Source organism: Streptomyces sp. HUAS 31 (genome assembly GCF_028198125.1).
In the GTDB taxonomy this organism is placed as follows: domain Bacteria; phylum Actinomycetota; class Actinomycetes; order Streptomycetales; family Streptomycetaceae; genus Streptomyces; species Streptomyces chartreusis.
Map to the genome: position 1 here is coordinate 5,173,786 of NZ_CP116353.1, position 23,732 is coordinate 5,197,517.

A 23,732-nucleotide genomic window follows, 5' to 3' on the forward strand; every position below is an offset into this window, starting at 1 on the left:
CTGCGGAGCGCCTACGTGACGTACACCCCCGCCACGGCAGCCGCATGCGCCGCCCGCGCGGCGCGCTCCGCGGCGGGGGTGTCGGGGATCTCCCCGGTCGTCAGCAACTGGTAGTAGAGGGGCGCCGACACCGCCCGTACGACCGCCTCGGCGTCCGTACCGGCGGGGAACTCCCCACGGGCCACGCCCTGTTCCACGCACGGCGACCACTCCGCGACCCGTACCCCGTAGAACCGCCGCAGCGCCTGCGCCGTACGCGCGTCGCAGGTCGCGGCGGCGATGACGGCACGGAACAGGGCGCCCTGCCGGGAATCGGCCAGCGTGCGCCGCACCAGCGCCGCGTTGGCCCGCAGGTCGCCCAGCGCGGAACCGGTCTCCTCGCGCGGCAGCGACTGCTCGGCCATGTCGTCGAGCAGGTCGGCCACGAGCCCCGTCACCGAGCCCCACCGCCGGTACACGGTCGTCTTGCCGACGTCCGCGCGGCGGGCGACGTCCGCGAGGTCGAGGCCGTCGAATCCCTGCTCCGCCAGCACGTCTCCGGCCGCCTCCAGGACGGCCGCACGGACACGCGCGGTACGCCCTCCGGGACGGACGGTGCCGGGTTCGGCGGACATATCGGCCTCCTTGGTGCAGGTGTGCGCCGTGGCGTGATCCACGGTTCCAGCGTAACGAAACGGCAGGACCGTTTAACCCTCACCGAGCGTGACATCCGCGTGTCCGCGCACGTGACGGGCCTGGTACCGTCCCCGCCAACGGCCGAAGTCGCACATGGTCCGCACCCTGTCTCCTCTTTCGCCCGCCATCCTGTCCTGCCCTTCCCCCCACCCCGCATTCGTCCAATTCCGTTTCTTCGCTGAGAGGTTGGAGCATGCCGGACGACGCCGCAGCTGCCCGGGACGCCGCCGAGGAGCAGTCGGCCTTCTCCCACCCGCCCGTCGATCCCGACGCCATTGCCTCCTACGGTGACCATCCCGACCAGGTGATCGACTTCTACGCGCCCCGCGGTGAGACCGCGCCGGGCGTCCTGGTCCCGCTGGTCGTCCTCCTGCACGGCGGGGCGTGGCGTGCGCCGTACGACCGCCGGCATGTCACGCCGCTCGCGGACTTCCTCGCGCGGCGGGGGTTCGCCGTGGCGAATGTGGAGTATCGGCGGGGGGCGGAGGAGGGGGCGGCCGGGGCGGGTGGGTCGGGTTCGGGCGGTGCCGGTGCGGGTGCCGGTTCCGGCTCGGGTGCGGGTGCGGGCTCCGGTTCCGGTGCGGGCTCGGGTTCCGGTCCGGGTGCGGGCTCGGGTTCCGGTCCGGGTTCGGGCTCGGGTTCCGGTTCGGGTTCGGGCTCGGGTTCCGGTTCGGGCGAGGGCACTTCGGTGGCCGGTCGCTGGCCCGGGACCTTCGACGATGTCGCCGCCGCTCTGGACGCACTGCCCGCGCTGGTACGGGAGGCGCTTCCGCCGGCCGACGCCCGCCGGATGGTGCTCACCGGCCACTCGGCCGGCGGCCATCTCGCCCTCTGGGCGGCGGCCCGCCATGTCCTCCCGGCGGACGCCCCCTGGCGCACCGACAGGCCCGTGCCCCTGCGGGGCGTCGTCGCCCTGGCTCCGATCGCCGACTTCACGGTCGCCGACAAGCTGGACGTGTGCGGGGGTGCCGCGCGGCAACTGCTCGGCGAAGGCGAGGAGTTCGCGGAACGCCTGCCGTACGCCGACCCGGCCTTCCTGCTCCCGACGGGCATCGCGACGACGATCGTCCAGGGCCGCACCGACATCGTGGTCCCGCCGGCGGTCGCCGAGTCGTACGCGGACGCGGCGGCGAAGGCGGGAGAGATGGTCGGTCTGACGCTGCTGGAGGACGTCGGCCACTTCCCGCTGATCGATCCGGCGGCGGATGCCTGCGCTGTGGTGGTGGAGGAGATCGCACAGCTGGCGTGGTGACGCCTTGGGGCGTTTCTTTGGGGCGTTTCTTTGGGGCGTCTCCTTAGTCGTCCTGGTGACCCCTCATACCCGTAGTACTTGAGAGCTACGTTGCAGGTGAGCTCCCTGGCGTGACGCGGACGACCATGCCGGATCCGTAACTTCCCAACCAGGCAAGCCCGATGGCCGGGCGGACTGGGAGGGAAGACGACCATGGGGCGTTCGACGGGGGCCGGCGGGCTTGGGCCGGGAGAGGCGGGTCCGGGGCAGCGGCGTCCGGGGGAGGCGTTTTCGGGGCAGGCCTGTCCGGGGCAGCCGAGTCCGGGGCCGGCGTGTCCGGGGGAGCCGAATCGGGGGGAGCGGAGTCCCCGGCAGGCGAGTCCGGGCGGGGCAGGCGCGGACGGACGAGAGGGCGGGCGGAGCAAGAGCCGCCGTACACAGCGATGGCGCCGGGCGCTGCTCGCCGGGGTGATCACCGGTGCCGTGGTCCTCCCGCTGTCCGGTGCCGCGCGCGCCGAGATCCCCGCGCCGCCCCCCGCCGTTCTTTCCCCGGTGACGGCGGCGACGCTGGAGCAGACCTACGAGGCCAACCGGGCCAACGCCGCCGAGGCGTCCCGCATGGCCGCGGAGTACGGCGACCGGGAACGCGCCGAGGCGGACCGCGAGATGGCCGACCCCTCCCGCCGGTTCCTCTCCTTCGACGGCCGTGGCTTCGGCCTCGCGACGGAGGTCTTCGGCGACCTGGCCCACGCCGACCGCATCGCGGTCCTGGTCCCGGGCTCCGACACGTCCATCGACACCTACGACCGCTTCCGTGACACCGCCCGCGCCCTCCACCAGCGGCTCACCCGGGAAGCCCCGCAGGGCACCCGCACCGCGGTGGTGGCCTGGCTCGGCTACCAAACCCCGGGCACGGTCAGCACGACGGTCACGACGACGGCCCGAGCCGAGGAGGCGGCCCCGGAACTACGGGATTTCATACGGCAGTTGCGCGCACTCACGGCCGACCAGGGGAACGGGGCGGCCGGCGAGGGGTCGCGTACACCCGGGCAGAGACCACGCATCTCCCTCCTCTGCCACTCCTACGGCTCCGTGGTCTGCGGCCGTGCGGCCCCCGGTCTGGACGTGGACGACATCGCCCTGATCGGCAGCCCCGGCACCGGCGTGGACACCGCCGCGGCCCTGCGCACCCGGGCCCGCGTCTGGGCGGGACGGGGCGGCGACGACTGGGTGGCGGAGGTACCGCACGTCCGGATCGACGTCCTCGGCACGACCGTCGGCTTCGGCACCGACCCGATGTCCCCGTCCTTCGGCGCCCGAGTCTTCGCGGCGGGCGACGGCGGCCACAGCGACTACTTCCGGCCGGGCTCGCCGTCCCTGGCGAACCTGACCCGCATCGTGCTGGGCGAGACCTCGGAGATGACCCATGACTGATCCGACGCGGGCCGCCCGCCCGAAGGGCATATGGAGGGGCATACGTTGGAGCGCCGCCCAGGTCGACGCCGCAACGCCGGCCGACCGGGACCGGGCCGTCGACGCGCTGCGGGCCTTCGCCATCCTCGGCGTGGTCCTCGGGCACTGGCTGGTCACGGCCCTGGTCGCGGACGGCGACGGAGGCGGCCTGCACACCGCGAGCCCACTGCACCACATGCCCTGGCTGGCCCCGATCTCCTGGGCCTTCCAGACCCTCGCCGTGTTCTTCCTGGTCGGCGGCCATGTGGCGACCCACGGCTACACCTCGGCCCGTGAACGTGGCACCACGTACACGCAGTGGCTGGCATCTCGGCTGTCCCGTCTGTTCAGACCGGTGGCGGCCGTCCTCAGCCTGTGGACGGTGGCATCGGTTCTCCTCCTGCTCTCGGGCACGGAGACGGACACGATCCGCACCCTCCTCAAACTCGCCCTGTCCCCCTTGTGGTTCCTCCTCGTCTTCGCGGCGCTGACGGCGGCGACACCACTACTGCGCCGCCTCCACCCGCTGTGGCCGCTGGCCGTCGTCCTCCACGTCGACCTCCTGCGTTTCGGCCTCGGCGCCCCCGACTGGGTCGGCTGGGTGAATCTGGCGGCGGGCTGGATGGTGCCGTTCACCGTGGGCGCGGCCTGGACCCGGGGCGAGTCGGAGCGCCGGAGGGCGGGCTGGATCCTGCTGACGGGCGGTACCGCGGCGACGGCGGCGCTCGTCGTCCGGGCGGGCTATCCGGCGTCCATGGTCGGCGTCCCCGGCGCCGGAGTCTCCAACCTCAACCCACCGACGCTGGCCGCGGTGACCTTCGGCCTGGCCCAGTGCGGCCTGGCCCTGCTCCTGCGGGAGCCTCTGCGCCGCGCGATGCGCCGCCCCCTGGCCTGGGCCGCGGTGGCCCTGCTCAACCTCTCCGCGATGACGATCTTCCTCTGGCACCAGACGGCCCTGATGGCCACCACGGCCACGTCCCTGACGGCGGGTCATCTACCCGGCCTGCACACCGCACCCGACAACCTCGCCTGGGTGGCGGCCCGCCTGGCCTGGCTCCCCGTCTTCGCGGCGGCACTGGCCCTGTGCTGGACCGCATTCCGCTCCTACGAACAGGGCCCCCGCCGCCCGAAGGGCCACGCGTCCCGGGTGGTCCTCACCCACCGTTCCCACGAAAGCCACAAAACGAAGGCCCAGAACCATGCTTAGGGTGACCCACGTGAACGAAGAGGAGGCCGCAACCCCCCGACCGGTACTCGCCGATGGCGCCAAGCCCCCACAGGGGCCACCCGCACCCGACGACGATGCCCGCACGAAGCAACCCCTTCGCACCCGCCTTCGCACCCACCTCCGCAAGCCCTTCGGCACAACCTGGCTCCGCTGTCTGACGATCCTCCTCACCGTCTGGATCGCCCTGGGCGTCTCCCTCGCCGGCGGCAACGAACTCAGCGCCGACTACGACCTGAGCACGGCCCACGGCCTGGTCGCCGGCTTCTCCCTCGGCCTGACCCTCGTCCTCGCCCTGTGGCGCCCCACCGAGGCCTGGGCCCTCAACCTGTCGGCCGCCGCAGTCATCGCCCTCGTCGCCCGCCCCCACCTCATGGAGACCCCACCGCCCGGCCCCAACTGGCCCTGGAGCACCCCCGCGGTACTCGCCCACGCCACGGCCCTGCTCCTCCTGGCCCTCCGAGTCCGTACCCGCACCGCGGTGTCGGCGCTCGCGGCGACGGCCCTCGTCACGTTCCTCCTCCAGGGCGTCATAGGAGGCCAGCGCTACTCCGGCACCGGCACCACGGCAGTGGCCGTCTTCGCGGTGGCCGTCCTCGTCGGCACCGCACTGCGCGGCCGCAAGGAGGCCCGCACCCAGCTCGTCGAGCAGGAAACCCTCACCGCGTCCGAACGAGCCCAGCGCACCCTCCTTGAGGAGCGCAGCCGTATCGCCCGCGAGCTGCACGACGTGGTCGCCCACCACATGTCGGTCATCTCCATCCAGGCCCAGGTGGCGCCACACCTCGTCGAGAACCCGTCAGAGGAGCTGAAGGAGAACCTGGAGGGCATCCGGCAGAACGCCCTGGACGCCCTGACCGAACTGCGCCGAGTCCTCGGGGTGCTCCGCTCGGAACACCCCGACGTCCCGGACGTGTTCGACCCGACGGGTACGGACGCCGGCGCCACCGGAGCCCCGCACGCGCCTCAGCCCACGCTCGACCGGCTGGAGGCGCTGGTGGACAACATCCGCGGCGCCGGGCTGGAGGTGACCCTCGACATCACCGGGCGACACCGCCCGCTGACACCCGGCGTGGAGCTGTCGGCGTACCGGATCGTGCAGGAGGCGCTGAGCAACGTCCTGCGGCACGCCCCCGGCGCGACCGCCCGCGTCTCCGTCGCCTACGAGCCGCGTGCCGTGAGCCTGCGGGTCGTCAACTCGGCGCCGCAGCGGCCGGCGCCCCCGTCGCACGGCGCGGGCCACGGGCTGCTCGGCATGCGGGAGCGGGCCTCGATGCTCGGCGGCTCCCTCTCGGCGTACCCGGCACGGGAGGGCGGCTACGTGGTGAGCGCCTACCTCCCGGCACACTCCCGCATCGAAGGCCTCGCCTACGACCCGATCCCCCACGCCCCCAACCCCCCGCACCCCGACAAGGACGGCACCGCATGACGAGCAGCCCCATCCGCGTAGTGATCGCCGACGACCAGCAGATGGTCCGGCAGGGATTCTCCGTGCTGCTCAACACCAAGCCCGACATCGACGTGATCGGTCAGGCGGTGGACGGCCTGGACGCGGTCGTGAAGGTCGCCGAGCTCGTGCCGGACGTCGTCCTGATGGACATCCGCATGCCGGAGCTCGGCGGCATCGAGGCCACCCGCCGGATCACCACCGCGACACCGCACATCAAGGTGCTGGTGCTGACGACGTTCGACCTCGACGAGTACGTCTACGAGGCGCTGCGTGCGGGTGCCTCCGGCTTCCTGCTGAAGGACGCCTCCGCCGATCAGCTGGCCGAGGCGGTACGGGTCGTGGCGGCCGGCGACGCCCTCCTCGCACCGGTCGTCACCCGCCGTCTGATCGCCGAGTTCGCCCGCCTGGACGGCCGGCCGCGTGCCCCGCTCAAGGAACGTGTCGGCGACCTGACCGAACGCGAGACGGAGGTCCTCGCCCTGATCGCGCAGGGCCTGTCGAACGCGGAGATCGCCGAGCGCCTCGTCGTGGCCGAGCAGACCGTGAAGACCCACGTGAGCCGGATCCTGGTGAAACTGGGGCTGCGGGACCGAACGCAGGCGGCGGTGTTCGCCTTTGAGTCGGGTGTGGTGCGGCCCACGGGCTACTGACCCGGCACCGGCACGACCAGCGGTGATACCCGTAGTACCTGAGATGGACCCGCAGGAACCCCTCTCCATGGGGACGACCGCGAGACCCCTCGACGCCTACCGTTCTGTACGTGACCGAGACGACTCAGATGCCGACCCCGCCCCCGGGGGACGCGGCCAAGCCGCGCAGCCCGGAGTTCCGGCTGGCCGCGGACGCCCTGCGCGGGCTGCGGCAGGACCTGTTCCACGACGCCTTCGCCTACCGCCCGCTGCCGCGCAGGGGTGTCGACGGCCCCGTGACCCGTCGGCTGCCGGGCCGGCTGCGCGAGTACGCGGCCTGGCTGCCGCACGCCCTGCTCGTCGGGGTCGCCCTGCTCACGCTGCTCATCGCGACCGTCGACACCGGCGGTGCGGCCCTGGTGCTCGGTCCGATCGCCGTCATTCCGATCCTGCTGACCATGATCAGGCCGGTCGGAGCGTTCTGGGCGTCGATGGCGGCCACCCCGCTCACCGTGCTCTTCGGCGGCTCGATGGGCGACTGGCCCTGGCCGCCCGCGGCCTTCGTCTGCCATCTGACGGTGCTGACTGTGGTGGCGATACGCACCCGGCCGCGCACGGCGGCCTATATGTGGGCCGTCACGGGGGCGTACGGCTTCCTGGGGGAGGTGGTGTTCGGTCCGGGTCACTACTACGGCACCAACACCGGCCCGATGATGGTCGTCTCCGCGCTGTTCCTGCTCGTCGTCGCGGTCTGGCACACCCGCCGGGAGGCCCGTCAGGAGGTGACCGCGCAGCAGACGGTGACCGCGCACGAGCGCTCCCGGCGCACCCTGCTGGAGGAGCGTACGAACATCGCCCGTGAGCTGCACGACGTGGTCGCCCACCACATGTCGGTCGTCGCGATCCAGGCGGAGGCCGCGCCCTACCGGGTGGAGAACCCGCCGCCGGAGCTGGAGCGGGCCTTCGCCACGATCCGGGAGAACGCGGTGGCGGCGCTGACCGAGCTGCGCCGGGTCCTGGGCGTGGTCCGCGCCGAGGACTACGAGGCCCCGGAGGCCCCGCAGCCCACCCTCGCCGACCTGGAGGCGCTGCTGGCGAACGTGCGGGACGCGGGGCTGGACGTGGAGAAGGCGGTCACGGGTGCGGCCCGTGAGCTGCCGCCCGGGGTGGAGCTGTCGGCGTACCGGATCGTGCAGGAGGCGCTCAGCAACAGCCTGCGGCACGCGCCCGGCGCGTCCGCCCGGGTGGAGGTCGCCTACGTCCTCGGCGGTCTCGGCCTGCGCATAGTCAACGGCCCGCCGCCCGCGCCCGACCTGGTGAAACCCTCACCGGGCGCCGGGCACGGCATCACCGGGATGCGGGAGCGGGTCTCGATGCTGAACGGCGAGATGACGGCGGGCCCGGCGCAGGACGGCGGCTATGAGGTGACGGTGTTCCTGCCGGTCACCACGACCTCAGAGGACGGATCATGACCATCCGCGTGCTGATCGCGGACGACCAGATGATGGTGCGCGAGGGCTTCTCGGTCCTGCTCAACGCGATGCCGGACATCGAGGTCGTCGGCGAGGCGGTCAACGGACGCCAGGCGGTGGACCGGGTCCGTGAACTGGCCCCGGACGTAGTGCTGATGGACATCCGCATGCCGGAGCTGAACGGCATCGAGGCGACCCGCGAGATCGTCGCGGCGGACGGCGCCGCCAAGGTGCTGGTGCTGACCACCTTCGACCTCGACGAGTACGTGTACCAGGCGCTGCGCGCGGGAGCCTCCGGCTTCCTGCTGAAGGACGCCTCGGCGCGCCAGCTCGCCGACGGTGTGCGGGTGGTGGCGGCCGGCGAGGCGCTGCTCGCCCCCTCGATCACCAAGCGGCTGATCACGGAGTTCTCGAAGATGTCCGACTCGCCGCGCCTGATGCCCTCGGCGCACGCGGCGTACGGGGATCTGACCGAGCGGGAGACGGAGGTGCTGGTGCTGATCGCGCAGGGCCTGTCGAACTCGGAGATCGCCGAGCGGCTGGTGGTCGCGGAGTCGACGATCAAGACCCATGTGAGCCGGATCCTGGTGAAGCTGGGGCTGCGGGACCGTACGCAGGCGGCGGTGTTCGCCTACGAGGCACGGCTGGTCACGCCGGGCTGAGCCGGCAGGCCCTACGGTGAGGGGCATGGAACAGCGCATCACACTGATCACGCTGGGAGTCTCCGACCTCGCCCGGTCGAAGGCCTTCTACGAGGCCCTGGGCTGGCGGGGGCAGGAGGTCGAGGAGACCGTCTTCTTCCAGGCGGGCGGTCTCGGTCTGGTGCTGTGGGGCCGGGGGAAGCTGGCGCGGGACTGCGGTCTGGAGCCGGGTGCGGTTAGCGGGTTCGGCGGGATCGCCCTCGCGCACAACGTCCGGTCCGAGGCGGAGGTGGACGCCATCCTCGCGGTGGTGGAGCGGGCCGGCGGGACGGTCACCAAGCCCGCGGCGGTCAACGCGATCGGTTTCTACTCCAGCGCCTTCGTCGACCCCGACGGCCACGCCTGGGAGGTCGCCCACAACCCCGGCTTCCCGCTCGCCGAGGACGGCTCGGTCACCCTTCCGGACTTCGGCACCGCTTAGGCCCCTGGTCAGACCGGGGGAGGCCGGGCTAACGTCCGGACATGGCAGCTCCCTCCGCCCTCGCCTTCGACCCGTGGGACCCGGCGTTCCTCGCCGACCCCTACCCGGCCTACGCCGAACTGCGGGCCCGGGGCCGGGTGCACTACTACGAGCCCACCGACCAGTGGCTGGTCCCGCACCACGCGGACGTCTCGGCGCTGCTGCGCGAGCGCAGGCTGGGGCGGACGTACCAGCACCGGTTCACGCACGAGGACTTCGGGCGGACGGCGCCGCCGCCGGAGCACGAGCCGTTCCATGTGCTCAACGATCACGGGATGCTCGACCTGGAGCCGCCGGACCACACCCGCATCCGCCGGCTGGTGTCGAAGGCGTTCACGCCGCGCACGGTGGAGCAGCTGAAGCCGTATGTGCGGCGGCTGGCCGGCGAGCTGGTGGCGGGGCTGGTCGAGGCGGGCGGCGGTGATCTGCTGACGGACGTCGCGGAGTCGCTGCCGGTCGCGGTGATCGCGGAGATGCTGGGCATTCCCGAGTCGGACCGCGGGCAGTTGCGGCCGTGGTCGGCGGACATCTGCGGGATGTACGAGCTGAATCCGTCGCCGGAGACCGCCGAGAAGGCGGTGCGGGCGTCGGTGGAGTTCTCGGACTATCTCCTGGAGTTGATCGCCGCCCGCCGCAAGGAGCCGGGCGAGGACCTGATCTCCGGTCTGATCGCGGCCCACGACGAGGGCGACCGGCTCACCGAGCAGGAGATGATCTCCACGGCGGTCCTGCTGCTCAACGCGGGCCACGAGGCCACGGTGAACGCGACCGTCAACGGCTGGTGGGCGCTGTTCCGCAACCCCGGTCAGCTGTCCGCGCTGCGCGCCGATCACTCCCTGATCCCGTCCGCGATCGAGGAGCTGATGCGCTACGACACCCCGCTCCAGTTGTTCGAGCGCTGGGTCCTGGACGAGATCGAGATCGACGGCACGACGATCCCGCGCGGTGCGGAGATCGCCATGCTCTTCGGCTCCGCCAACCACGACCCCGAGGTCTTCGAGGCCCCGGCCGCCCTGGACCTGACCCGCACGGACAACCCGCACATCTCCTTCAGCGCGGGCATCCACTACTGCATCGGCGCCCCACTGGCCCGCATCGAACTGGCGGCATCCATGTCGGCACTCCTGGAGCAGGCACCGACCCTGAGGGCGGCGGCGGACCCCGACCGCAAGCCGAACTTCGTGATCCGGGGCCTGGAGGGTTTGCGCGTCGAGCTGAGGTGATCACCCGTTCGGCTGATCGCTGAGCGAATCCCGATCGAGGGCAGTCGGCGGCTCGTCATCCTGGTGCATGCCTGCGAAGGGAGGCACCATGACGGTTATGGCAGAGCGTGCGTCGTCTCAGTTGTCGGTGGACATGTTCGAGCGGATCACCGAGTTCGCCGAGCGGGAGGACGAGACCGTCAGGTTCGAGTTCATCGACGGACGGATCGGGCTCCAGAAAGTGACGAACGGCAACCACGGCGCGATCACCATGTGGCTGATCCGGCAATGCATGCGTGCCAGGCCCGAGCTCGACCTCAATCCATTGCAGGGTCTCAAGGTGGAGGCGTACCGCCAAGGGCGGGCTCGACCTGACGGGGTGCTCGCCCCGGTTGATCACTTCGTGGGCCAGGGGGACTGGGCCGATCCCCACGGCGTGTTGATGGCGGTCGAGATCACGTCGTACGACTCGGACACACACAACCGCGACCGGGTCGAGAAGCCTCGCGCGTACGCCGAGGCAGGAATCCCGGTCTATCTGCTGATCGACCGGGACAACCTGTCCGTCCTCGTGCACAGCGATCCGGACCTGGAGGACGGCTACCGGGACATCCATGTGGTCAGGCTCGGCGGCAGGGTCGCCCTTCCCGACCCGGTCGGCATCGAACTCGACACGGAGGAACTCAAGCTGTACTTCGACTGACCCGGATCAGGTCGTCATGTCCCGGCGCCGCAACCCCGCCAGCCCGGCCGCGACCAGTGCCGTTGCCAGCGCCAGCAGGATCAGTACCGGCGACCACTCCATCCCGCCGCCCGGCAGCTTCGGCAGGTGTCCGAACGGGGACAGGTCCAGTACGGCCTGTGGCACGTCCAGTGCCGGGCCCACCCAGCCGATCAGCAGGACCGCGCCGGCCACCGCCCACGCCGCCGTCGCCGCCCGCGGGAACAGGCCGTACAGCAGGACCGCCAGGCCGCCGACGACCCAGACCGCGGGGAGCTGGACCAGGCAGGCGCCCAGGATCGGGCCGGTCTCCTTGCCGTAGCCGACGGCGAAGCCCAGGCCGGCGAGGAGCATGATCAGGGCCGAGCCGGCGAAGGCGATCACCAGGTGACCGGCCGCCCAGCGCAGCCGGCCCACCGCGTTGGCGAGGATCGGCTCCGCCCGCATCGAGGTCTCCTCGCCGTGCAGCCGCAGGACCGACGCCACCACGTACAGGGCCGCGATCAGGCCCAGCATGCCGACCATCGACGCCAGGAACGCGTCCGTCAGCCCGTCCTGGCCGCCCATGCGCTCGAAGATCCGGCGCGCGTTGTCGTTGTCGCCGACCAGGTCGGCCACCCCGTCGGTCAGCCCGCCGTAGACGACCCCGGCGAGGAAGAAGCCGATGCTCCAGCCGAGCACGCCGCCGCGCTGGAATCGCCAGGCCAGCGCGCCCGCCGTGCCGAGGCGGCCGAGCGCGGGGCCCGGACGGGCCGGCAGGAAGCTCATCCCCACGTCCCGGCGCCCGGCGAGTTCGTACGCCACCACGCCCTGCACCAGGGCCGCCCCCGCGAACAGCAGCAGCACCCACCAGCGTTCGCTCGCGAACGGCCGCAGGTTCTCCAGCCAGCCCAGCGGCGACGCCCACGTCAGCGCGGACGAGCCGTCGTCCGACGCCGAGTCGCCGGCCGCGCGCAGCACGAACGCGGCGCCCAGCAGCCCGGCCGTCAGCCCCCGCGCCAGCCGGGCGCTCTCGGTGAACTGGGCGACGATCGCCGCCAGCGTGGCGAAGACCATGCCGACCCCGGCGAGTCCGAGTCCGAGCGCCAGCGCCCCCGTGGCGCCCTGGCCCGCGAGTCCGGCGGTGACCAGCAGGGCCAGTACGGCGTTCGCGACCACGGCCGTCAGCAGGGCGGCCGTCAGGGAGGCCCGGCGCCCCACCATCCCGGACGCGACCAGCTCCTGACGGCCGCTCTCCTCCTCGTCCCGGGTGTGCCGTACGACGAGGAGCATGCTGACCACGGCCGCGAGCGCACCGGCGTAGACGCCGACGCGCCAGGCCGTCAGGGCGCCGATCGAGTCGTCGAAGACGGGGCCGATCAGCGCGCGGAAGGAGGCGTTGGTCGCGGTGTCCTGCACCAGGTTGGCGCGGTCGGCCGGGGTGGCGTACAGGTTCTCCAGCGTGTTCGGCATGGAGAGGATCATCAGTGCGTTCACCGCCACCCAGACCGGGATCATCACCCGGTCGCGGCGCAGGGCGAAGCGCAGCAGGGTTCCGGTGCCGGCGAGCTGGCGCGAGCCGCCGGGCCGTACCCCGAAGGCGGTGGCGGTCATCGGGCCGCCACCTCGTCCGTGTCGGCCTGGTAGTGCCGCAGGAACAGCTCCTCCAGGGTCGGCGGCGTCGAGGTCAGCGACCGTACGCCGGACTCGCTGAGCGAGCGCAGGACGGCGTCGAGCTTGTCGGTGTCGACCTGGAGGCGCACGCGGTGGCCCTGGACGTCGAGGTCGTGGACGCCGGGCAGCCGCGAAAGCCCGTTGGGCGGACCGGCCAGCTCGGCGGTGACGCTCGTGCGCGTCAGATGCCGCAGGTCGGCCAGTGAACCGCTCTCGACGGTACGGCCCTTGCGGATGATGCTGACCCGGTCGCAGAGCTCCTCGACCTCGCTGAGGATGTGCGAGGACAGCAGGATCGTCCGGCCGCGGTCGCGCTCCTCCTCCACGCAGCGCTGGAAGACCTCCTCCATCAGCGGGTCCAGGCCCGAGGTCGGCTCGTCGAGGATCAGCAGGTCGACGTCCGAGGCGAAGGCGGCGACGAGGGCGACCTTCTGCCGGTTGCCCTTGGAGTAGGTGCGGCCCTTCTTGGTGGGGTCGAGTTCGAAGCGTTCGACGAGCTCGGCGCGGCGCCCCGCGTCCAGTCCTCCGCGCAGTCGGCCGTAGAGATCGATGACCTCACCGCCCGACAGGTTCCGCCACAGCGTCACGTCCCCCGGCACGTAGGCGATCCGGCGGTGCACCTCCACCGCGTCCGTCCAGGGGTCGCGGCCGAGCACCTGGGCGCCGCCGGAGTCGGCCCGCAGCAGGCCGAGCAGGACGCGGATGGTGGTGGACTTGCCGGCGCCGTTCGGGCCGAGGAAGCCGTGGACCTCGCCCGTCTCGACGTCCAGGTCGAGGCCGTCCAGGGCGTGCGTCTTACCGAACGACTTGTGCAGTCCGGATACCTCAATGGCGGGGTTTGCCTGCGTCATGGTTCAGAACGTACGCTTCTTTCAGAAATTTGTGAAGTTAAGGAAGCGTATAAATCATGCATAGACTCGGGGGCAGCGCGCGAGCTGGGCGGACGCAGGGGAGATGATCTACGAATGATGGAACCGAGTGCGGCGGGGCGGGACCCCGAGGCGGTGTCGAAGTTCGTGGAGGCCTTCGCCGCGCAGCTCGTCGAGGCCGGGATGCAGCGCATGGCGGCACGGGTGTTCGCCGCGCTCCTCGCGTCAGACTCCGGCACCATGAGCTCCGCCGAACTCGGCGAACAGCTCCAGGTCAGCCCCGCCGCGATCTCCGGCGCGGTGCGCTACCTCGCCCAGGTCCACATGGTCTCCCGCGAGCGCGAACCGGGCTCACGGCGCGAGCGCTACCGGGTGCACAGCGACCAGTGGTACGAGGCGCTGACCAACCGCGACGCCATCCTCAGGCGCTGGGGCCTGACCCTGCGCGAGGGCGTCGACAGCCTCGGCCCGGCGACCCCGGGCGGGCAGCGCATCGCCGAGACGCTGGCCTTCTTCGAGTACCTGGAGGGCGAACTCGGCAAGCTGATGGAACGCTGGCGCGAACACCGAGACAAGACCTTCGGTCCGAGCGCCCCGTAGAACCTCACCGGCCCGGCAGCACCGGCCAGGGCATCCGGTAGCGCCTTCCTCGGCCCGGCGGCAACCGGCCACGGCGTCCGGCAGAGCCTTCCTCGGTCCGGCGGCAACCGGACAGGGCGTCCGGTAGAGCCCTCGCCGGCCTGGTGGTACTGGCCAGGGCACCGGGTGTAGCCGTTAGCGGCCTGGTGGCACGGGCCCGAGCGCCCCGTAGAACCTCACCGGCCCGGCAGCACCAGTCGCAGTGCGCCCTCGCCCACCGTCCACGTCCGTCTGCGCACCGGACCGGAGACCGCCGTGTCGGCGCGGTAGCGGAAGTGCGCCCCCGACACCGTCACCGTGCGGCCCTCGGCGCGCAGCGGGGACGCCTCCGCGCCCACCGACACCGGTCGTACCTCCACCTCCGCCAGGCCCGCGATCCCCGGCGTCACCGACACCGCCTCCACCGGCTGGTCGAGATCCACCAGGGTCGCCCCGTCGACCTCGACGCGCAGCCGCGACGGTCCGGGGGAGGCGTCCGGGGACGGGCCCCGCGGCGGCACCAGCGTCCGTACCAGCGACTGGCACGTCCGCAGCCACGGCCGTCCACCCGGGCCCACCGCGGTGGCCCCGTCCGGCGCGGCCGGGTCCCGTATCGGAGGGATGCGCAGCCCGCCCAGCACCACGCCGTCGCTGTCGTCCACGAGCAGGTCCAGGCGCCGCTCCACGCCGTCCAGCACCGCCCGCGCCGCCGCGACCGCCCCTGTCGGCACCCCGAGGGATCCGGCCAGCGACAGGGCTCCGCCGACCGGCACCACCGACAGCGCGCATTCGGCCAGCTGCCGCTGCCGGTGCAGCAGCGCCACCGCGCGCGTCAGCGCCCCGTCGTCGCCGACGACCACCGGCCGGCGCGACCCGCGCTTCGCCAGTGCGCGGGCGAATTCGTCCGGACCCTCCGGCAGGCACACTTTGGTCACCGCACCCGCGCTGAGCACGTCTTTCGCGATCCTGACGGACTCGCCGTCCGTCCTCCGGGCGATCGGATCGATCACCACCAGCAGCTGATCGGACATCGCGAAAGTCGCCACCTCGGCCATGCCTCGCTTCCTCGGGTAGCATCTTTGTGCAAGAGCCCCTTGCGCTATTGCGCCAGGGGCTTCGTCTATTCCGGGGCCATCCGGTCCGACGGTTCGCGGCCAATGACGGTCGCAGCCGGTAGTGGTGCACGCGGCGGCATACCTTACGCGTGCGCCCCTGACCTTGGACATGCCCCGCCCGGAAGGGGTGTACGCGCGTGCCCGCACTTGTGCTGCTCGGTGCTCAGTGGGGTGACGAGGGTAAAGGTAAGGCCACTGACCTGCTCGGCGGATCCGTCGACTACGTGGTCCGCTACCAGGGAGGCAACAACGCCGGCCACACCGTGGTCGTCGGCGACCAGAAGTACGCCCTCCACCTTCTGCCCTCCGGCATCCTCTCCCCGGAGTGCACTCCGGTCATCGGCAACGGCGTCGTCGTCGACCCGTCGGTCCTGTTCTCCGAGCTGAACGGGCTGAACGAGCGAGGCGTAGACACGTCCAAGCTCCTGATCAGCGGCAACGCACACATCATCACGCCGTACAACGTCACCGTGGACAAGGTGACGGAACGCTTCCTCGGAAAGCGCAAGATCGGCACCACCGGGCGCGGCATCGGTCCGACCTACGCCGACAAGATCAACCGCGTGGGCATCCGCATCCAGGACCTGTACGACGAGTCGATCCTGACCCAGAAGGTCGAGGCGGCTCTCGACGGCAAGAACCAGCTCCTGACCAAGGTCTTCAACCGCCGCGCCATCGAGACCGGCAAGGTCGTCGAGGAACTGCTGTCCTACGCGGACCGGCTCAAGCCCTACGTCGCCGACACCGTCCTCGTCCTCAACCGGGCGCTGGAGGACGACAAGGTGGTCCTCTTCGAGGGCGGCCAGGGCACGCTCCTCGACATCGACCACGGCACGTACCCGTTCGTGACGTCGTCGAACCCGACCGCGGGCGGTGCCTGCACCGGCGCCGGTGTGGGTCCCACGAAGATCAGCCGGGTCATCGGCATCCTCAAGGCCTACACGACCCGGGTCGGCTCGGGCCCGTTCCCGACCGAGCTGTTCGACGAGGACGGCGAGGCGCTGCGCCGCATCGGCGGCGAGCGGGGCGTGACCACCGGCCGTGACCGGCGCTGCGGCTGGTTCGACGCCGTGATCGCCCGCTACGCGACCCGTGTCAACGGCCTGACGGACTTCTTCCTCACCAAGCTGGACGTCCTGACCGGCTGGGAGCAGATCCCCGTCTGCGTCGCCTACGAGATCGACGGCAAGCGCGTCGAGGAACTCCCGTACTCGCAGACCGACTTCCACCACGCGAAGCCGATCTACGAGACCCTGCCGGGCTGGTCCGAGGACATCACGTCGGCCAAGTCCTTCTCGGACCTGCCGAAGAACGCCCAGGCGTACGTCAAGGCGCTGGAGGAGATGTCCGGCGCCCCGATCTCCGCGATCGGCGTGGGCCCGGGCCGGGACGAGACGATCGAGATCAACTCGTTCCTGTAGTCCCGCAGTTCTGCACGGTGTACCGCGAGCGGAGCCAGGCGGCTCCGCTCGCGGTACACCGCTTTCACCGCCTCCCGGTTTCCCCGCCCCGGGCACCCTGACATCTGTCAGTACCGGCCCCGACCGTCGGCTCCGTACGGTTCCCGGCGGAAAGGGGAAACACACATGAGGCATTCTCTGAAGGTCGCCGCCGCGACCATGGGATCCACCGTCATCGCCGCCACCGGCCTCGTCTTCGGCACGGCCGGCTCCGCCCACGCGACCGGTCATGGTCCGGGCAACTACGGAGTCTGGGCCTCCGGCGTGAACGTCCGGGCCGGTGGCGGGGAGCAGTGCTATCTGTACCCGTCGGCCGCCAACTGCCCCGACATCCAGACCACCGTGAGCAATCCGACCCAGGTGTGGGTGTACTGCCAGCAGGAGGGCGCGCAGAGCGTCGGCGGCAACCCGTACTGGGTGTGGGTGCTGACCCCGAGCGGCCACCGGGGCTACATGGCCAGCTACTACATCGACAACGTCACCAACTCGATCGACGGCCTCGAGCGCTGCTGACGCAGCCATGACGACGTCCGCGCCCGGCCGGAAGCATCCGACCGGGCGCGCGTGAAAGGAGATGGCGTGGCCGACCAGATGGTCGTCGAGGCACAGAAGTTCATCAATTCCTACGACGTTGCCGGAATCCCGAAAGTGGAGGAGAACGGCCGCACCGGCTGGGCCGTGATGTTCGCCCTGACCCGGGCGCTCCAGTACGAGCTGGGCATCACCTCGCTGTCCGACAGCTTCGGCCCGACGACGCTCGCCACGCTCCAGTCCCGCCACCCCGTCATCGGTGCGGGCACCGGGCACGAGAAGATCCTCAAGATCGTGCAGTCGGCCTTGTACTGCAAGGGCTACGACGGAGGCGGCATCGACGGCACGTACAACAGCTCCGTCGCGGCGTCGGTCCGTGAGCTGACGCAGAACATGGGCGTCGACGGCGTCTTTCCGGACGGTGTGTCGCCGAAGGTGTTCAAGGCGCTGCTCACCATGGACGCGTATGTCGTCATCGAGGGCGGCAGCGAACTGACCCGCGCGGTGCAGCAGTGGATGAACGGCCGGTACGTGGGCCGCCGCAACTTCTTCATCGTGCCGTGCGACGGTCACTTCTCACGGGACGTGCAGAAGGCACTCATGTTCGCGATCCAGTACGAGATCGGAATGAGTGACGACGTCGCGAACGGGGTCTTCGGCCCCGGCACCCAGCAGGGCATCAGGAACAACCCCTTGTCGGAGGGCTCCTCGGGGACGTGGGTGAGTCTCTTCACCGCAGCCATGATCTTCAACAAGCGCGGCGGGGTGTTCTTCGACAGCCACTTCGACGCCGACCTGGCGATCCGCGTGCGCAGCTTCCAGAACTTCGCGAAGCTCCCGGTCACCGGCCGCGGCGACTTCCAGACCTGGGCCTCGCTGCTGGTGTCCACCGGTGACGCCACCCGCCGGGGGACCGCGGCCGACTGTGTCACCGAGGTCACCGACGCGCGGGCGGCGGCGCTCAGGGACGCGGGCTATCAGATCGTGGGCCGCTACCTGTCCAACGTCCCGGGCACCTCGCTCGACAAGAAGATCAAGTCCGGCGAGCTGACCCGGATGGCCTCCTACGGTCTGAACTGCTTCCCGATCTACCAGACCTGGGGCGGGGAGGCGGCCTACTTCCACCGCGAGCAGGGAGTCGCCGACGCGTTCGCCGCCATCGAACAGGCCAAGCGCCACGGCTTCAAGCCCGGTACGCGTATCTACTTCGCCGTCGACTTCGACGCGCTCGACCACGAGGTGACCGACAACATCCTTCCGCATTTCCGGGGGATCCGGGACATCATGAACGAGCACGGCCAGGGGTATCTGACGGGCATTTACGGACCCCGGAACGTATGCAGCCGGGTCGCCGCCGCAGGCTGCACCTCGGCGAGTTTCGTGTGCGACATGTCCACGGGCTTCTCCGGGAATCTCGGCTATCCCCTGCCCAGTGACTGGGCCTTCGACCAGATCTCCACGATCTCGGTGGGATCGGGCAGCGGTCTCATCGAGATCGACAACAACATCGTGTCGGGCCGTGACGCCGGCCAGAACTCCTACAGCCCCGAGCACATCACCGGACAACTGGACGTCGATATGGACATGTCCAGGCGGGGCTCCCTGCTCGCGGACGTCCAGTCGTATCTCCTCAACAGCATGGGCGTACCGGAGAAGGGCGGAAACCAGGGCGCCCAGGTTCTCACGTACCGCACCACCACCGAGGCGTTCGACATTCTGATGCGCTACGACGGGCTGGTCACCCAGCTCGCGCGCACCTTCAGAATGCGCAAGGCCATCATCCAGAGCCCGCTGCTCTGGGAGATGCGGATGTACAACAGCCTGGACGTCGTCGGCGACGAGGCGGTCATCGACCATTACGACGGGACAGGGCTGAGTACGAAGAACGACTCCAGCACCGGTCTCGCGCAGATCTTCGGGGCCACCGCCATCCGCGGCCGCAACCACTGCATCCGGGCGGGTCTGATCGGCGGCACCGTCATGGACTCCGCCAACGAGAACGATCTGTGGAACGTCTGGCAGAAACTGCACAACGACCACGACTACAACGTCAGCACAGTGCCCGCGGTCCTGATCGAGGGCGCCAACGACGTCGGCGTTCCCCGGCCGTCCATGTTCACGGCCGAGGAGGACACCCGCCGCACGCTGGCCCGCTACAACGGCGATGACACGGAAGGGCGGGCCGAGGCCTACGGCACCGCGATGCTCGGTCTCCACCGGGTGTTCGAGAAGTACAACGCGCCCCTGCGCGGCCTGTGACTCATTCTCAGAGAGGACGGACGGGCATGACCGTCTCATCCATACGTCTGCCGCGCCGATCCGTACTGCGCACAGGCGTCGGCCTGACCGCGGCGGCGGGCCTCGCGACGCTCGCGGTCCCCACCCCGGCGTCCGCGGCCGGGTCCGCATCCGGACGCCCGACCAGTGCCAACGGCTGGCAGACGGAACCGGATGCCGACGAGTCGGGAACGATCTGGACCCGCCAGGTGCCGGGCAGTTCGGTCTCCGTGGCCCTGCGGCTCGGTGAGGCTGCCACCGTGCTCATCCATGTCATCCGGCGCTACCACTACGAGGTCGACACTCTCGCCCACGGAGAGGTGATCGGCTTCCGCCCGGCGGACAGGAAGCTGAAGGGGTACGCGACGAACTACGCCTCGGGGACGGCGGTCGCGATCCGCCCGACCTGGTACCCGGTGGGCGCCAAGGGCGGTCTCTTCCCCCACCAACTGGCAACGGTCCGCGACATCCTCAAGGAATGCCAGGACGTGGTGGCCTGGGGCGGCGACTACCGCCGCCCCGACGAATCCCACTTCCAGATCGACGTGCCCCCGTCGGACGCCCGCCTGAAGCGGCTCGCGGACAGGATCCGCGGCTGGGAGGACATGCCCGGCCAGGGAGCGGGGACGCTCGGCCTGGGCGCCTGACATCACGTCGGCCAAGTCCTTCTCGGACTTGGCCGACACGATCGAGACCGACTCGTTTCCCGTAGGACCCGCTCGCGCGGGCCGGCTCACTCCGTGCGCAGCGCCCTGGCCGGGTCCGTCCTGGCCGCCCAGCCCGCCGGGAGCAGGGCACCCGCCACCGCGATCGACAGACCGCCCAGCAGGAGCAGGGCCAGGACCGGTGCGGCGTAGACGGCGATGTACGAGCCGGGCAGGTTCATCCCCACCGCGTCGCCCATCAGCGGCGTCACGTAGTGGTGCAGGGCCACTCCGAGCGGAATGCCGGTGACCGAGGCGAGCAGGCCGATACCGGCGACCGACGTGAGGACCATGCCCACGGTCTGGCGGGGTGTCATGCCCAGGGACTTGTACACGCCGAGGTCGTGGACGCGGTCGCGGGTGTCGAGGACGACCGTGTTGAGCACCCCCAGGCCCGCGACCGTGACGAGCAGCAGGGTCAGCATGCCGATCAGCGCGTCCATGGCCGCGATCACGCTGGAGGAGTCGTCGCCGCCCGGGTGGGCGTACGCGCCGATGGCGTCCAGGGTCTCGTTCAGCGAGTTCAGGTAGGCCGACTCGGAGGTTCCCGGGTCCGTGTCGACGTGGAACCGGGTCGGCTCGGCGTCCAGGCCCAGGGCTGCGAGGGTGGTGGCCGGGGTCAGCAGGGTCATGCCGTCGTCCTCCGTGAAGAACGCCTCGCCGACGATGCGGACGGTGGTGCGGCGGCCGGCCTCCGTCAGGGTCAGACTGTCGCCGACCGTGATTCCGGCGGCATGCAGGAAGCGCTCCGTGACCACCGCCTGGCCGGGGCCGGTGAGCCAGGTGCCCGAGACCAACTCCGGGGCGGCCCAGGACGTGTCGCCCTCGTACGCGGTCACGGTGGTCCGGCCGGTGACGCCCGACGCGCCGACCTGGGCCTGGGCGGTGCCGTAGAAGCGCCGGGTCCCCTCCTGCGCGCGCAGGGCGGCGGCGACCTCGGCCGGGTCGGCCGCCGGCTTCTCCGGCTGACCGGGGGCGCGGACGACCTGGGCACCGGGCGGACCCTGCCCGCCGCCGGTGTCCACGACGACCGGAGCGGTGGAGTCGAGCATCCGGTTCGACTGCACCGCGCCGAGCGTCAGGGCCAGCCCGACCGCGAAGGTGACCGTGACGGCGGCGAAGGCCACCGCGGCCGCCGTCGTGAGCGAACGCGCGGGGCGGGCGAAGGGGTGCGCCAGACCGAGACCGACCGGGCGCGGCAACGGCAGCCGCCCGGTGAGCCGACGGGCCACGCGCCCCCGTGCGGTGCCCGCCGCACGCCCCACGGAGATCGCCTCCACGGTGCGCAGCCGGCCGGCGCGCAGCGCGGGCACGAGAGCGGCGACCGCGACCAGCGCGAGGGCGACGGCGGGTGCCGCCACGTCGACCCACCACGGCACCGAGGCGGGCGCGCCGCTGTAGACGTCCTCGACGTCACCGAGGACCGGGCCCGCCAGCACGTTGCCCAGGGCCACACCCAGGGCGCAGCCGAGCGCGGCCGGGACCAGTGCCTGGGCGACGTACGCCCGCACCACCTGGGCCGGAGTGAAGCCGAGGGACTTGAGGATGCCGATGCGCCGGGTGGCGGCGCCCACCGCGCCGCTGACGACGATGCCGATGATCAGCACCGACATGGCCAGACCGAGCACACCGAAGGCGGCCACGAAGGGCACGAACGCCAGCGCGTTGGCGAGCTGTTCCTGCCGGACGACGAGGTGGGACCGGGTCGCGGTCAGCGCGCCCGAGGGCACGGCGGCGGCGATCGCGGCACGCGCGGTGGACAGCTGCGCGTCGGTGCCGGCGTGCCGGAAGCGGTAGAGCATCTCGTACGTGGGAGCACCGGACTTCGTGGTCAGCGCCTCGGCCTGGGCGGGGGTCACCCACGCGTCGGTGGTGCCGGTGACCGACCGGGCCAGACCGACCACGGTCAGCGTGGGGCTGCCCGGCAGGTCGGGGAAGGTCAGCCGGGCGCCCGGCCGCAATGGTGAGTCGACCTCGGCCAGCACGATCTGGCCCGGCCGGGTCGCCCAGTCGCCCGCGACGAGTTGGAGCCGGTCGACCGGCCCGAGACGGTCCGCGCGTCCGGCCACGGTCAGCGCGGGCAGCGTGACACCGGCCGGGATCGCGGCGGACGCCGACACCGTGCGCGGGCGCAGTTCGAGAGTCCGGAAGGGGCCGGCCGCGGCCGTCACGCCGGACGCGCCCGCGGTCGCGGCGAGATCCGACTCGGTGACCTCGCCGCCGTCGAACTGCGCGGCCAGATGGGCGCCGCGCTGCTCGGCCATCGCGTGCTCGAACGGCGCCCGGGACGCCGTCAGCACCCCGGCGGCCACGACGGACGCGGTGACCGCGACGAGCGTGGTCAGGATCATCACCACGGTCTGCATCCGGCGCCGCCCCACGCCCGCGCGCACCACCTTCCCCAGGGCGCTCACCGGGCCACCGCCGGTGTGCCCCGGACGTCCTCGGAGTCCCGGACGATCCGCCCGTCGACCAGCTCGATGGTGCGGCTCGCACAGGACTCGGCGAGCCCCAGGTCGTGGGTGACCAGCACGATCGTCTGCCCGTCCGCGTTGAGCGCGGTCAGCAGCTGCCGTACGTCCTCGCCGGAGGCGGTGTCCAGGGCGCCGGTCGGTTCGTCGGCCAGCAGCAGCGCCGGACGGTTCATCAGGGCGCGGGCAACCGCCACCCGTTGCCGTTCCCCGCCGGACAGCGTGCCGGGGTGGGCGTCCGCGTGCCGGTCGATGCCGAGGTGGGCGAGCAGGTCGGCGGCGCGGCGGCGGGCCTCGGCGCGGGGGGTGCCGGCGAGCTGGGCGGGCAGCAGGACGTTGTCGGCGACCGTGAGGTCCTCCAGCAGGTTGAAGAACTGGAAGACCATGCCGATCCGTGCCCTGCGGTACTTCGCCGACGCGGCCTCGCCGAGCCGGTCCACCCGCTGCCCGTCGACGGTGACGCTCCCGCCGCTCGGCCGGTCAAGGCCCGCGATCAGGTTGAGCAGCGTCGACTTGCCGCTGCCGGACGGCCCGAGGACGGCCAGCGCCTCCCCGGCCCGCACGCTCAGGCTCACGCCGGCCAGCGCCGGAGGCCCTTCCCCGTACGTCCTGCTCACGTCGCGGATGTCGATCACAGGTGGTGCGGTCGTGGTCATGGGCCCTCCCCGGCCGGCGGTTGACGGTTCGGCGCGACGCTAGGGGCGGGGCCGGGTCCGGGGCGTCGCCCGCGGCGGCGAGAGCGACTGCCGTGCCGGGGCGACGTGGCGGGAACGTCATCCCTGAGATGTACGAGGAAGATGTACGGCCCGTCAGCGG

Annotated in this window: 21 protein-coding genes; 15 read left to right on the top strand and 6 right to left on the bottom strand. The window is 71.5% G+C overall.

Features of this window, described 5'->3' with window-relative positions:
• Positions 1-11: 11 nt before the first annotated feature.
• Complete coding sequence (locus tag PGH47_RS23065; RefSeq protein WP_271668128.1) at positions 12-614, bottom strand: TetR/AcrR family transcriptional regulator; 603 nt, start codon at positions 612-614, stop codon at positions 12-14.
• 254 nt (positions 615-868) lie between these two features.
• Between PGH47_RS23065 and PGH47_RS23070 the strand changes: the two genes are divergently transcribed.
• The 10 genes from PGH47_RS23070 (at position 869) to PGH47_RS23115 (ending at position 11,200) form a co-directional block, all read left to right on the top strand.
• A complete protein-coding gene (locus PGH47_RS23070) occupies positions 869-1,927 on the top strand; it encodes an alpha/beta hydrolase family protein (protein ID WP_271665030.1) in 1,059 nt (352 codons plus the stop codon).
• A 447-nt stretch (positions 1,928-2,374) separates the two neighbouring features.
• Positions 2,375-3,340, top strand: a complete 966-nt coding sequence (locus PGH47_RS23075) for an alpha/beta hydrolase (RefSeq protein ID WP_443048521.1) — start codon at positions 2,375-2,377, stop codon at positions 3,338-3,340.
• Positions 3,333-4,565, top strand: a complete 1,233-nt coding sequence (locus tag PGH47_RS23080) for an acyltransferase family protein (protein ID WP_271665031.1) — start codon at positions 3,333-3,335, stop codon at positions 4,563-4,565. The genes PGH47_RS23075 and PGH47_RS23080 overlap by 8 nt, the downstream gene beginning before the upstream one ends.
• A 10-nt stretch (positions 4,566-4,575) precedes the next feature.
• Positions 4,576-6,012, top strand: coding sequence for a sensor histidine kinase (locus PGH47_RS23085; RefSeq protein ID WP_271665032.1), 1,437 nt, complete (start codon positions 4,576-4,578; stop codon positions 6,010-6,012).
• Positions 6,009-6,683: a response regulator gene (locus tag PGH47_RS23090; protein ID WP_271665033.1), complete on the top strand. Its 675-nt coding sequence runs from the start codon at positions 6,009-6,011 to the stop codon at positions 6,681-6,683. Before PGH47_RS23085 ends, PGH47_RS23090 begins: the two co-directional genes overlap by 4 nt.
• Before the next feature lie 110 nt (positions 6,684-6,793).
• The gene (locus PGH47_RS23095; RefSeq protein WP_271665034.1) at positions 6,794-8,134 is read left to right on the top strand and encodes a sensor histidine kinase; all 1,341 of its coding nucleotides are present in this window, start codon (positions 6,794-6,796) and stop codon (positions 8,132-8,134) included.
• Positions 8,131-8,796, top strand: coding sequence for a response regulator (locus tag PGH47_RS23100; protein WP_126903199.1), 666 nt, complete (start codon positions 8,131-8,133; stop codon positions 8,794-8,796). Before PGH47_RS23095 ends, PGH47_RS23100 begins: the two co-directional genes overlap by 4 nt.
• A 25-nt stretch (positions 8,797-8,821) precedes the next feature.
• Positions 8,822-9,256 carry a VOC family protein gene (locus PGH47_RS23105; RefSeq protein WP_271665035.1) on the top strand — a complete coding sequence of 145 codons (435 nt, stop codon included), beginning with the start codon at positions 8,822-8,824 and terminating at the stop codon, positions 9,254-9,256.
• A gap of 41 nt (positions 9,257-9,297) precedes the next feature.
• Positions 9,298-10,518, top strand: coding sequence for a cytochrome P450 (locus tag PGH47_RS23110; RefSeq protein WP_271665036.1), 1,221 nt, complete (start codon positions 9,298-9,300; stop codon positions 10,516-10,518).
• Positions 10,519-10,606: 88 nt separating this feature from the next.
• Entirely contained in the window at positions 10,607-11,200 is a 594-nt protein-coding gene (locus tag PGH47_RS23115; protein ID WP_271665037.1) for a Uma2 family endonuclease, read from the top strand.
• 6 nt (positions 11,201-11,206) lie between these two features.
• On the opposite strand, the gene PGH47_RS23120 is transcribed toward PGH47_RS23115, so the two are convergent.
• Positions 11,207-12,811, bottom strand: coding sequence for an ABC transporter permease (locus PGH47_RS23120; protein ID WP_271665038.1), 1,605 nt, complete (start codon positions 12,809-12,811; stop codon positions 11,207-11,209).
• A complete protein-coding gene (locus tag PGH47_RS23125; RefSeq protein ID WP_271665039.1) occupies positions 12,808-13,722 on the bottom strand; it encodes an ABC transporter ATP-binding protein in 915 nt (304 codons plus the stop codon). The genes PGH47_RS23120 and PGH47_RS23125 overlap by 4 nt, the downstream gene beginning before the upstream one ends.
• A 114-nt stretch (positions 13,723-13,836) precedes the next feature.
• On the opposite strand from PGH47_RS23125, the gene PGH47_RS23130 reads away from it, so the two are divergent.
• Positions 13,837-14,340 (top strand): GbsR/MarR family transcriptional regulator, encoded by a 504-nt coding sequence (locus PGH47_RS23130; RefSeq protein ID WP_376058029.1) that lies wholly within the window; start codon positions 13,837-13,839, stop codon positions 14,338-14,340.
• Positions 14,341-14,555: 215 nt separating this feature from the next.
• Here PGH47_RS23130 and PGH47_RS23135 read toward each other — a convergent pair whose 3' ends face one another.
• On the bottom strand, positions 14,556-15,413 hold the full coding sequence (locus PGH47_RS23135; protein ID WP_126903192.1) for a diacylglycerol kinase family protein: 858 nt from the start codon (positions 15,411-15,413) through the stop codon (positions 14,556-14,558).
• Between the two features lie 197 nt (positions 15,414-15,610).
• Here PGH47_RS23135 and PGH47_RS23140 point away from each other — a divergent pair, with 197 nt between their 5' ends.
• The 4 genes from PGH47_RS23140 to PGH47_RS23155 all read left to right on the top strand — a co-directional run bounded on the left by PGH47_RS23140 (position 15,611) and on the right by PGH47_RS23155 (position 20,388).
• The gene (locus tag PGH47_RS23140) at positions 15,611-16,894 is read left to right on the top strand and encodes an adenylosuccinate synthase (protein WP_271665040.1); all 1,284 of its coding nucleotides are present in this window, start codon (positions 15,611-15,613) and stop codon (positions 16,892-16,894) included.
• 165 nt (positions 16,895-17,059) lie between these two features.
• A complete protein-coding gene (locus PGH47_RS23145; RefSeq protein ID WP_271665041.1) occupies positions 17,060-17,446 on the top strand; it encodes a hypothetical protein in 387 nt (128 codons plus the stop codon).
• A 66-nt stretch (positions 17,447-17,512) separates the two neighbouring features.
• The gene (locus tag PGH47_RS23150; RefSeq protein ID WP_271665042.1) at positions 17,513-19,723 is read left to right on the top strand and encodes a glycoside hydrolase domain-containing protein; all 2,211 of its coding nucleotides are present in this window, start codon (positions 17,513-17,515) and stop codon (positions 19,721-19,723) included.
• A 26-nt stretch (positions 19,724-19,749) separates the two neighbouring features.
• Positions 19,750-20,388 carry a hypothetical protein gene (locus tag PGH47_RS23155; RefSeq protein ID WP_271665043.1) on the top strand — a complete coding sequence of 213 codons (639 nt, stop codon included), beginning with the start codon at positions 19,750-19,752 and terminating at the stop codon, positions 20,386-20,388.
• 86 nt (positions 20,389-20,474) lie between these two features.
• Here PGH47_RS23155 and PGH47_RS23160 read toward each other — a convergent pair whose 3' ends face one another.
• Positions 20,475-22,859: an ABC transporter permease gene (locus PGH47_RS23160; RefSeq protein WP_271665044.1), complete on the bottom strand. Its 2,385-nt coding sequence runs from the start codon at positions 22,857-22,859 to the stop codon at positions 20,475-20,477.
• Positions 22,856-23,572, bottom strand: coding sequence for an ABC transporter ATP-binding protein (locus PGH47_RS23165; RefSeq protein WP_271665045.1), 717 nt, complete (start codon positions 23,570-23,572; stop codon positions 22,856-22,858). Before PGH47_RS23165 ends, PGH47_RS23160 begins: the two co-directional genes overlap by 4 nt.
• Positions 23,573-23,732: the final 160 nt, after the last annotated feature.

Excerpts from the sequence above, each read along its gene's own strand:
- PGH47_RS23065 (WP_271668128.1), bottom strand. The coding sequence starts at position 614 with ATGTCCGCCGAACCCGGCACCGTCCGTCCCGGAGGGCGTACCGCGCGT.
- PGH47_RS23070 (WP_271665030.1), top strand. The coding sequence starts at position 869 with ATGCCGGACGACGCCGCAGCTGCCCGGGACGCCGCCGAGGAGCAGTCG.
- PGH47_RS23080 (WP_271665031.1), top strand. The coding sequence starts at position 3,333 with ATGACTGATCCGACGCGGGCCGCCCGCCCGAAGGGCATATGGAGGGGC.
- PGH47_RS23090 (WP_271665033.1), top strand. The coding sequence starts at position 6,009 with ATGACGAGCAGCCCCATCCGCGTAGTGATCGCCGACGACCAGCAGATG.
- PGH47_RS23100 (WP_126903199.1), top strand. The coding sequence starts at position 8,131 with ATGACCATCCGCGTGCTGATCGCGGACGACCAGATGATGGTGCGCGAG.
- PGH47_RS23105 (WP_271665035.1), top strand. The coding sequence starts at position 8,822 with ATGGAACAGCGCATCACACTGATCACGCTGGGAGTCTCCGACCTCGCC.
- PGH47_RS23110 (WP_271665036.1), top strand. The coding sequence starts at position 9,298 with ATGGCAGCTCCCTCCGCCCTCGCCTTCGACCCGTGGGACCCGGCGTTC.
- PGH47_RS23115 (WP_271665037.1), top strand. The coding sequence starts at position 10,607 with ATGACGGTTATGGCAGAGCGTGCGTCGTCTCAGTTGTCGGTGGACATG.
- PGH47_RS23120 (WP_271665038.1), bottom strand. The coding sequence starts at position 12,811 with ATGACCGCCACCGCCTTCGGGGTACGGCCCGGCGGCTCGCGCCAGCTC.
- PGH47_RS23125 (WP_271665039.1), bottom strand. The coding sequence starts at position 13,722 with ATGACGCAGGCAAACCCCGCCATTGAGGTATCCGGACTGCACAAGTCG.
- PGH47_RS23130 (WP_376058029.1), top strand. The coding sequence starts at position 13,837 with ATGATGGAACCGAGTGCGGCGGGGCGGGACCCCGAGGCGGTGTCGAAG.
- PGH47_RS23135 (WP_126903192.1), bottom strand. The coding sequence starts at position 15,413 with ATGGCCGAGGTGGCGACTTTCGCGATGTCCGATCAGCTGCTGGTGGTG.
- PGH47_RS23145 (WP_271665041.1), top strand. The coding sequence starts at position 17,060 with ATGAGGCATTCTCTGAAGGTCGCCGCCGCGACCATGGGATCCACCGTC.
- PGH47_RS23155 (WP_271665043.1), top strand. The coding sequence starts at position 19,750 with ATGACCGTCTCATCCATACGTCTGCCGCGCCGATCCGTACTGCGCACA.
- PGH47_RS23165 (WP_271665045.1), bottom strand. The coding sequence starts at position 23,572 with ATGACCACGACCGCACCACCTGTGATCGACATCCGCGACGTGAGCAGG.